The organism is Mesorhizobium sp. M7A.F.Ca.CA.002.04.1.1 (genome assembly GCF_004022805.1).
In the GTDB taxonomy this organism is placed as follows: Bacteria; Pseudomonadota; Alphaproteobacteria; order Rhizobiales; family Rhizobiaceae; genus Mesorhizobium; species Mesorhizobium ciceri.
In genome coordinates, this window is sequence record NZ_RZPL01000235.1 from 1 (window position 1) to 7,369 (window position 7,369).

6 protein-coding genes and 1 pseudogene are annotated in these 7,369 nt (G+C 61.7%); 5 read left to right on the plus strand and 2 right to left on the minus strand.

Features of this window, described 5'->3' with window-relative positions; genetic code table 11:
- Together ENZ75_RS14430 and ENZ75_RS14435 are read right to left on the minus strand one after the other, a co-directional pair.
- A pseudogene (locus tag ENZ75_RS14430) lies at positions 1 to 313 on the minus strand (DedA family protein); the annotation flags it as partial.
- Positions 310 to 873: a DUF1003 domain-containing protein gene (locus ENZ75_RS14435; protein ID WP_024503559.1), complete on the minus strand. Its 564-nt coding sequence runs from the start codon at positions 871 to 873 to the stop codon at positions 310 to 312. The pseudogene ENZ75_RS14430 and the gene ENZ75_RS14435, both read right to left, overlap by 4 nt.
- A 92-nt stretch (positions 874 to 965) precedes the next feature.
- On the opposite strand from ENZ75_RS14435, the gene ENZ75_RS14440 reads away from it, so the two are divergent.
- The 5 genes from ENZ75_RS14440 to ENZ75_RS14460 all read left to right on the plus strand — a co-directional run.
- Entirely contained in the window at positions 966 to 1,682 is a 717-nt protein-coding gene (locus ENZ75_RS14440) for a DNA-3-methyladenine glycosylase I (protein WP_063167906.1), read from the plus strand.
- A 150-nt stretch (positions 1,683 to 1,832) separates the two neighbouring features.
- Positions 1,833 to 3,509 (plus strand): NAD+ synthase, encoded by a 1,677-nt coding sequence (locus ENZ75_RS14445; RefSeq protein ID WP_013531895.1) that lies wholly within the window; start codon positions 1,833 to 1,835, stop codon positions 3,507 to 3,509.
- A gap of 36 nt (positions 3,510 to 3,545) precedes the next feature.
- The gene (locus ENZ75_RS14450; protein ID WP_063167907.1) at positions 3,546 to 3,956 is read left to right on the plus strand and encodes a GNAT family N-acetyltransferase; all 411 of its coding nucleotides are present in this window, start codon (positions 3,546 to 3,548) and stop codon (positions 3,954 to 3,956) included.
- 378 nt (positions 3,957 to 4,334) lie between these two features.
- A complete protein-coding gene (locus ENZ75_RS14455) occupies positions 4,335 to 6,140 on the plus strand; it encodes an ABC transporter ATP-binding protein (RefSeq protein WP_063170224.1) in 1,806 nt (601 codons plus the stop codon).
- Positions 6,141 to 6,400: 260 nt separating this feature from the next.
- The coding region (locus tag ENZ75_RS14460) for a hypothetical protein (protein WP_128278156.1) at positions 6,401 to 7,369 on the plus strand (969 nt) is incomplete at its 3' end.

Below are 7,369 nucleotides of genomic sequence, written 5' to 3' on the forward strand. Positions count from 1 at the left end.
AGATATAGCGGTTCGACAGCACGAAAATGTCGGGATGGGTGTTGAGCAGGCGAAAGGCGCGGCGAAAGCCGGGCCGCTTGCGCAATCTGACGACATAGGGATGGTCGGCAAAGCTTCGTCCGAGGATGAAGAAGAAAGTGTCGCCGACAAAGGCGCCGAGGCCGGCCGCAAGGACGGCGTGCCACAGCACGAAGACCTGCTGGTGGGCGAAGAAGCCGCCGAGAATGGCAGCACTTTCGCCCTCCGCGATGCAACCGACAAAGACCGCGAGCAGCCCGTATTGTTCGATGAAATGGTGGATCGCGTCGGTCATGAAGCCGACTGCTGCGAAGACAGCCTTTCGTCGATCCGCTTGATCATCTCGGTCAGTTGCACGATCTCGTCGCGCATGCCGAGAATCTGGCCGTGGCGCAGTTCATCCAGCTTTTCATGCAGCGCCATGATCTCGATCTCGGCTTTCAGGTTGACCTCGTAATCGTGGGCGGCGTCGATGCGGTCGCGTTCGGTCTGGCGGTTCTGCGCCATCATGATCACAGGCGCCTGCAAGGCGGCTACCATCGACAAAACGAGATTGAGGAAGATGAACGGGTAGGGATCGAAGGCGTCACGCGACAGCAGCCAGACATTGCCCGCCGTCCATAAGACCAGAAAGGCGATGAAGGTCAGGATGAAGGACCATGACCCGCCGATGCGGGCGATCGTATCGGCAAGCCGGTCGCCGAAGGTCTGGTGGAAGGCAACGGCCTTGTTGGTGTCGCGCGAGATGGTGGTGCGTTCGAGCGTCGATTGCAGCACCCGGCTTTCGAGCTGGCTGAGGCCGTCCGGCCGCCGCTTGAGCCAGCGGTTCGCCAGATCGTCGATCGTCTTGTTCATGGCCATCTCCAGGGTCTTAGGCTTGCCGTAAGAGGTAGAGGCTGCCGGCTCACACGGGAAGTGTTAGATTGATTCCAGTTGCCGAGGGACCAATGGCCGATTTCAAGAAAATTCGCGCTCGCGCCGCAAAACGTAAGGGCGGCGAAGAGGAACTGACGTCGCTGCTTGGTCCGGCGCCTGACAATGCCGCCGTGGCTGACATCCCCGATGACCGCATTCTCTCCATTATGGCTGAGCGCGTCTTCGCCGCCGGTTTCGTCTGGCGCGTCATCGAGCAGAAATGGCCTGGCTTCGAGGAGGCGTTTCTGCGCTTCGAGCCGAAGCGGCTGTTGTTCCAGCCCGATGATTTCTGGCACGATCTGACGGCCGACCAGCGCATCGTACGCAACCCGCAGAAGATCAGATCCGTTCGCGACAATGCTGCCTTTGTCGAGCGTGTGTCGAAGGAATATGGCGGTTTCGGCAAATTCCTTGCGGAATGGCCTGATGATGACCAGGTCGGGCTGATGGCCTGGCTCGGCAAGCATGGCAGCCGGCTGGGCGGCAACACGGGCCAGTATTTCCTGCGCTGGCTGGGGTGGGATGCGTTCGTCATCTCGGGCGATATGGCCGCGGCGTTGCGCGACGCCGGCCTCGACATCGCCGAAAGCCCGACTTCGAAGAAGGACCTGGACAAGATCCAGAGGCAAATCAATCAATGGGCAGCGGAGACGCATCTGCCGCGCCGCCATATTTCACGCATCCTGGCGATGTCGATCGGCGAGAACCATTCGCCGCAAGCGCTGCGCGAATATATGGGCGACGACTGAAACGTGGTCGCTTGCCACGATCGGCATTCGTCGATCGGTCAACACGATCGAATCGATCGGTCCGGACACGAATGACATTCGTCATTTGCTCCGAATTGGTCCAAACGAACGCCATTGCCCGAGCAATTTTGCCGCGCTAAGTCAGCAGGCATGACCAAGAAGCTCGACATCCTGCGCATCGCCGTCGCCCAGCTCAATCCGACTGTCGGCGACATATCAGGCAATCTCGCCAAAGCCCGCGAGGCGAGGGCGGATGCCGCACGTCAGGGCGCCGATCTCGTGCTCTATACCGAGCTTTTCCTCGCCGGCTACCCGCCGGAGGATCTGGTGCTGAAGCCGGCCTTTTTGAAAGCCTGCGAAAAGGCGGCACAGGACTTTGCCGCCGACACCGCGGATGGCGGTCCCGGCGTCATCATCGGCACGCCGTTGAAGCGCAAGAGCGGCACGCACAATTCGATCATCTTCGCCGACGGCGGCAAGATCATCGCCGAACGCTACAAGCTCGATCTGCCGAACTACGGCGAGTTCGACGAGAAGCGCGTCTTCCAGGCCGGACCCGAGATCCAGGGGCCGGTCAATTTCCGCGGCGTGCGCATCGGAATTCCGATCTGCGAGGACATCTGGGGCGATGTCGATATCTGCGAGACGCTGGCCGAAAGCGGGGCGGAAATCCTGCTGGTGCCGAACGGCTCACCCTATTATCGCGCCAAGATCGATGTCCGCCACCAGGTCGTCATCCGCCAGGTCATCGAATGCGGGCTGCCGATGATCTATGCCAACCAGCTCGGCGGCCAGGACGAGCTGATCTTCGACGGCGCTTCGTTTGCCATTGGCGCCGACAAGACGCTTGCCTTCCAGATGAGCCAGTTCGAGGAAGCGGTCGACGTCACCACCTGGAAGAGACAAGGCGATCACTGGGTCTGCTCGGAAGGGCCGATGTCGAAAATCCCGGACCGGGAGGAGGCTGACTATCGCGCCTGCATGCTGGGCCTGCGCGACTACGTCAACAAGAACGGCTTCAAGAACGTCGTGCTTGGTCTGTCCGGCGGCATCGATTCGGCGATCTGCGCGGCGCTGGCCGTCGATGCGCTCGGCGAGGAACGGCTGCGCGCGGTGATGATGCCCTACCGCTATACCTCGAAGGATTCGCTCAAAGATGCCGAGGATTGCGCCCGCGCTCTCGGCTGCCGCTATGACATCGTGCCCATCTTCGAGCCGGTCGAGGGCTTCCTGCACGCGCTGACGCAGATGTTCGAAGGCACCAAGGAAGGTATCACCGAGGAGAATTTGCAGAGCCGCGCACGCGGCACCATCCTGATGGCGATCTCCAACAAGTTCGGCTCAATGGTCGTCACCACCGGCAACAAGAGCGAGATGTCGGTCGGTTATGCCACGCTCTATGGCGACATGAATGGCGGCTTCAATCCGATCAAGGACCTCTACAAGATGCAGGTCTACGCGCTGTCGCGCTGGCGCAACAGCCACGTGCCGCCGGGTGCGCTGGGCCCCTCGGGCGAGGTGATCCCGAAGAACATCATCGACAAGGCACCGTCGGCGGAATTGCGCGAGAACCAGACCGATCAGGATTCGCTGCCGCCCTATCCGGTGCTGGACGATATCCTCGAATGCCTGGTCGAGAATGAGATGGGTGTCGACGACATCGTAGCGCGCGGCCATGACCGGGCGACGGTGACGCGCATCGAGCACCTGCTCTACATCGCAGAATACAAGCGACGGCAGGCGGCGCCAGGCGTGAAGATCACGAAAAAGAATTTTGGCCGCGACCGCCGCTACCCCATCACCAATCGTTTCAGGGATCGCAGCTAGGTACCGAAAGCGCACGCGGCGCGGCCGGAGACAACCATGCCCGATTGTGAGATCAGCTTCGACATGTCACGGATCGATTTCCGTGCGACATCGGACCTGTTGATGGCAAGCTATTGGGGCGCCGGACGCACTGACGAAGTCCATCGCCGCGCCTTTGCCAACTCGCTTTGCGTCGGCGCCTATGTCGATGGCAGGCAAGTCGGCTTCGGCCGGGCGATCACCGACCGCACCGTATTCGCCTATCTCGCCGATATCATCATCTGGCCGGAGAATCGCGGGCAGGGCATAGGAAGCCGGCTCGTCCAGGCCCTGATCGATCATCCGGAGGTCAGGACCGTTTTCCATTGGAGCCTGTCGACCAGCGATGCCCATGGCATGTATGAAAAGCTCGGGTTCAAGCCATCGACCGATGGCCGCTACATGCGCTTGGATCGCGTTCCTGAATGAGGCGCGGCTTGCCCGCCATTGTTGCAAAATAATCGCAGTGGTTGGACCAGATACGCTTTTGGCGTCAGCCCGTCTTGGCGGTGCATCGGAGCGTCTCTATAAGAACCGCTCCGCAATTGTCTTGCGGGAGGTCCGAATGGCAGTATTTCACATGGTAATGCGAGGCCGCGAAGCCTAGGTCTCATCCGGCGCTCCGCGAAGGTTTGCCCTTCGTGCCGATGCCGGATCGAGCACAGGCTTATGCCGATGCCGATCGCCGCCCGGTTATGGGCGATACGCCAAATATGCCACTCCGCTTCCGGGCAATCATTGGCCCTTGCGCGGCTTCTTCAATTTTCGACCTACTGGGATCGGGCTCGTTTGTGCCCGAATGACATCATGGCTCGTTTCAAGATCGATTTGCGCGCGAGCGCCTTTCGCAGCGTTCTTGGCTTCACGCTTACCCATTGGCGGCGCCAGCCGTGGCGGCTTTCGCTCATCATGGCCAGCTTCCTGCTGTCGACGCTGGCCGATGTGCTGACGCCGCTCTATTCCGGCCGGCTGGTCGACGCCGTCGCCAGCAGCGCCGCCGCCGACGCGATTGCCTGGAATGCCGCGCTGACGGCGTTCTCGATGTTGATGGCGCTGGCGCTGGCCGGCGTCGTGTTGCGCAACCTGGCGTTCATGGGCATCGTCGAGCTGACCTTGAAGATGATGGCCGACATCGCCGCCGATGCTTTCCATCGCGTTCAGCGCTTTTCCACCGATTGGCATGCCAACAGCTTTGCCGGCTCGACCGTCCGCAAGGTGACGCGCGGCATGTGGGCGCTCGACCTGCTCAACGACACCATCCTCATCGCACTGCTGCCGTCGGTCGTCATGCTGGTCGGGTCGACGTTGCTGCTCGGCTGGTTCTGGCCGTTGATGGGTGCGGTCGTTGCTGCCGGTTCGGTGCTGTTCATCACGGTGACGGCGCTGCTGTCACTTGGCTATGTCGCGCCGGCGGCAAGGCTCGCCAACACCTGGGATACCCGCCTCGGCGGCTCGCTGGCCGACGCGGTCAGCTGCAACGCCGTGGTCAAGGGCTTTGGCGCCGAGGAGCGCGAAGAACGCCGCCTGGCCAAGGTCGTCGCCAAATGGCGTGCGCGTACACGGCGCACCTGGGTGCGCGGCACCATCAACGGCACCACGCAAGGGGTGCTGCTGCTGGTCATGCGCGCTGCGGTGATCGGCCTGGCGCTGATGCTGTGGTCGTGGGGGCAGGCGAGCGCCGGCGACGTTGCGTTCGTGCTGACCTCGCTCTTTGTGCTGCAGGGCTATCTCAGGGACATCGGCACGCATATCCGCAACCTGCAGCGCTCCATCAACGATATGGAAGAGCTGGTCGATTTCCAGTCCGAACCGCTCGGCATCGAGGACCGGCCAGGTGCCAAGCCGATCCGGATCACCGAAGGACGGATCAGCTTCGACAACGTCACCTTTCACTATGGCCATCACCGATCCGCGCTTTACCGCGACTTTTCGGTCGATATCGCGCCGGGTGAGCGCGTCGGGCTGGTCGGCCATTCGGGGTCGGGCAAGACGACCTTCGTCAAGCTTATCCAGCGGCTCTATGACGTGAACGCGGGGAAAATCCTGGTCGACAGTCAGGACATCTCGCAGGTGGCGCAAGCCTCGCTGCGCGGGCAGATCGCCATCGTTCAGCAGGAGCCGATCCTGTTCCACCGGTCGCTGGCCGAAAACATCGCCTATGCCAGGCCGAGTGCGTCGCAGGAGGAGATCGAGCATGCCGCCAAGCTGGCGAGTGCGCATGACTTCATCACCAACCTGCCAAAGGGCTACGGTACACTGGTCGGCGAACGCGGCGTGAAACTGTCGGGTGGCGAGCGTCAGCGCGTGGCGATCGCGCGCGCCTTCCTTGCCGATGCGCGCATCCTGATCCTCGACGAGGCGACATCGAGCCTCGATTCGGAATCGGAGGTGCTGATCCAGCAGGCGATGGAGCGGCTGATGGTCGGCCGCACCACGCTGGTCATCGCGCACCGGCTTTCGACAGTGCGGGCGCTCGACAGGCTGCTGGTCTTCGATCGCGGCAACATCGTCGAGGAAGGCTCGCATGACGAACTGATCCGGCTGAAAGGCGGCATCTACCGTCGCCTGTTCGAACGCCAGGCGCTCGAACTGACCAAGGGACTTGTCAGCTGACCTGAGGCGGCCTCCAGCTTCGGCCGGAGGCCGCCTCTGTCAGGCACGGTCAGCCCAGCGGGCTGGAGCAGGAGATGCGATCGCAGGGAGGCAGTCGACCCGTCGATCAGCGCCGTGATGCTGGCCGACTTGATTTGCCTGTGAAGTCCTGTCCGGATAGTAAGTCTTGGGACCTCTGTTCATCATATTGACCGAGATACGTTGTTTCTACCAATGGTTGATATATATCCGATGGAGGCAACCCACGGACGTTTTTCACGATGCATCTTTCTGCGAATGCCGAGGAAAAGTTGGCTGCGCCGTCAGTGCTGGAATCTCAGCATGGCTCGGTTCGGCCGCTTGCTGCCGAAGATCTCGAGCGCGTCGCCGCACTCTTCCTGACGAAGTTTCGCCGGCGGCGCCGTCACCTCCTCGATCGCGCGATCGCCGAAACGGCCGCGTATATGAGAGAGATTTATCTCGACCCTGCCGGCCACTCCGGTGAAAGCAACGCTCTTGTCCAGATCAACCGGCAGGGCCGCCTGGGTGGGTTCCTCGGCGTTTTGAAAGCCCGCTACGAGCTCAATGGTGCGCCATTGAATGCGGCGATCATCGGGCCGCTCATGGCCGACCCCGGCACCGATGACGGCTCGGCCGGACCGCAATTGCTGCGGGCATTGCATCAAGGCGAATTCGATCTGCAGCTGACCGATTCGGCCAACCGGACATCCTTAGCCTTCGCGCGCCCGATGAAGTATCAACTCCTGCCGGTGCATTGTCTGGGATGGACATATGTCTTCCGGCCGGCGGGAATGGCCGCCGCCGCACTGCACCGTAAATGGCCCGGCCTGCCTCACCTTGTACTCGACCCCTTTGCGCGAGCATTCGATGCTCTTGCGAAAAGAAGGTTCGAGCCCCCCGTCCAGCATTCATCGTCGCATCGCACCCACCGTGAGCCGATCAATGCCGTGCAATTTGCCGAGGAACTGCCGACCCTCCTGTCTGGTTACGCTCTTCGGCCGAGTTGGAAGGATGGGGAGTTGCCACGGCTGCTTGCGCTGGCGGCCGAGAAGCGGGCCGACGGCCCCCTTCATTTCGGTGGGATCTACGACGAAACGGGCAAAATGCTCGGTTGTTATGCCTTCTATGGTCAAGCCGGCGACATGGCGAACCTGTTGCAAATCCAGGCATTCGGATCGCATTGGGGCGCGACGCTGGATGCGCTTGTCGCCGCCGCATGGGAGATGGGC